General features: G+C 63.7%; 1 protein-coding gene and 2 pseudogenes. All 3 read right to left on the bottom strand.

All coding sequences use genetic code 11. The features are described 5' to 3' along the window. Positions 1–100, bottom strand: a pseudogene (locus AC1D00_RS41255) (YciI family protein); the annotation flags it as partial. Between the two features lie 78 nt (positions 101–178). After that, positions 179–1,153, bottom strand: coding sequence for a sugar ABC transporter substrate-binding protein (locus AC1D00_RS41250; RefSeq protein ID WP_404553885.1), 975 nt, complete (start codon positions 1,151–1,153; stop codon positions 179–181). Between the two features lie 42 nt (positions 1,154–1,195). Next, positions 1,196–1,351 (bottom strand): annotated as a pseudogene (locus AC1D00_RS41245) (ABC transporter permease); the annotation flags it as partial.

Below are 1,351 nucleotides of genomic sequence, written 5' to 3'. Positions count from 1 at the left end.
AGCGCGAGGTGTCGCTGAGAAAAGCCTTGTGGGCGTCGTAATTGGCGAGCCTCGTCGGCAGCGCGCCGGCGCGATCGATGGCGTGAATGGCGAACAGCATGGTGGTCTCCGTTTTCTTGCTTCGGTTCTTGGGACGGCCGCGAGGGGCGGCCGTCCGGGTTTGCCGTGACCTGTTGATCTACTTGCCGCCGAGCTTGCCGGCGTCCTCGAACGTCGGGCAGGTCCGCTGCTCCAGCGGCACGTCGAACGGCTGGTAATTGTCCTTGGTGATGACCGTCGGCTTCAGCACGATCTCGCTGATAACGGGTTGGTTGCGCAAGGAGCGGATCGCCATCATGGTGCCGAGGCAGCCTTGCGCAAATCCGTTGTAGTCGCCGCTCGCGAGCAGCTTGCCGGACTTGATCGCGTCGATCGCCTCCTTGGTGCCGTTGATGCCGATCACCTGCGCCTTGCGGTTGGCGCCGTCGAGCGCCTCGATCGCACCGACCGCCATGGCGTCGTTGGCGGCGAGCACGCCGTCGATCTGCGAATTCGACTGCATCAGATTCTCCATCACCTGGAGCGCCTGGAGCCGCTGGTAGTTGCCGGGCTGCGAGGCCAACAGCTTGGCGCCGGCGTTCTCCTTCAGCGCGTCGTTGAAGCCGCGGACGCGGTCGACATTGGTCAGCGAACCCTTGACGCCCTCGATGATGACGATGTTGCCCTTGCCGCCCAGCGTCTTGAGCAGGAAGCGCGCGGTCTCGAGCCCGAGGCTGTAATCGTCGGCGCCGACGAAGGAGAGGAACTTGCCGCCGGCGGAGCGGTCGGTGATGTTGACGACGGGGATCTTGGCTTCGTTGATCTTTTCGACGCCCGGCACCATCGCCTTGTAGTCGACCGGCGTGAAGACGATGGCGCTCGGCTTCTTCACCACGACGTCCTCGATCTGGCTGAGCTGCTCGGGGATCGAGTCCGGCTTGGTCGGAATGTACTGGAGCGTCTTCGCGTTCAGCGCCTTCGCCATGTTGTCGGCGCCGACCCGCACCGTCTGGAAGAACGGGTTGGTCTGGTTTTTGGTGAAGACGGCGATGGTCTCGCCGTCCGCGCGCGCCTCCGTGGTGAGCGCGGCCGCCATCAGCAGCGGCAGCGCCAAATAGCCAAGTTTCCGTTTCATGTTGCCTCCATCCCTCGTTTTGCTTGTTGGAACTCTAGGAACTCATTGCGCGCGGCGGCGGGTCTTCATGTCGAGCCAGACCGCGAGAATGACGATGATGCCGGTCACGAGCGGCTGCCAGTTGGCGCTGACCGAGAGCAGGTTCATGCCGTTCAGCACCAGCGTCAGGATCAGCGCGCCGATGAAGGTGCCGAACAC

The sequence above is a fragment of the Bradyrhizobium sp. P2_E8 genome (assembly GCF_056403875.1).
The sequence above is the reverse complement of the archived record's forward strand: the minus strand, read 5'-3'. Positions and strand labels throughout refer to the sequence as shown.

What these genes read in the sequence shown, in the direction of transcription:
- AC1D00_RS41250 (WP_404553885.1), bottom strand. Translation starts at nt 1,153, where the DNA reads ATGAAACGGAAACTTGGCTATTTGGCGCTGCCGCTGCTGATGGCGGCC.